Annotated in this window: 1 protein-coding gene; it reads right to left on the reverse strand. The window is 61.8% G+C overall.

The window, feature by feature from the left end; translation table 11 throughout:
• Window positions 1-127 (reverse strand): 50S ribosomal protein L31 (locus tag K9U40_RS24980; RefSeq protein ID WP_282892630.1); only part of this gene is annotated, 127 nt, incomplete at its 3' end.
• Between the last annotated feature and the right edge of the window lie 266 nt (window positions 128-393).

Raw genomic sequence — 393 nt, forward strand, 5'->3', positions numbered from 1 at the left:
GTTCGCGGCCGTCGTCGGTCGTGCCGGTTTCCTTCGTGTTGACGCAGGAACGGATCACGAACTTGAAGCCGTTGGACAGGTCCACGAAGAGCACTTCGCGGTAGTTGGGGTGAATGCCTTCTTTCATGGCATGGTCCTTTCAAGGGGGCTGCTGCGGTAGCCACGCCGTACCCATTGCGACGCACTTTCCGCTTCGAAAAAGCCTACCATTATCGCATACCCGCACCCGAGGGCGCCAGCCGCCCGGATGCACCTTTCTGGAAAGCCCTCCATTTTGCGTCTGCTGCACTCTTCCGACTGGCACCTGGTCCAGCATTTCATGGGCAAGAGCCGGCAGGCCGAGCACCGTGCGTTCATCGACTGGCTGGCCGCGCAGGCGGCTGCCTGCCAGGC

This window comes from Xanthobacter autotrophicus (genome assembly GCF_030015065.1).
GTDB lineage: Bacteria > Pseudomonadota > Alphaproteobacteria > Rhizobiales > Xanthobacteraceae > Xanthobacter > Xanthobacter autotrophicus_D.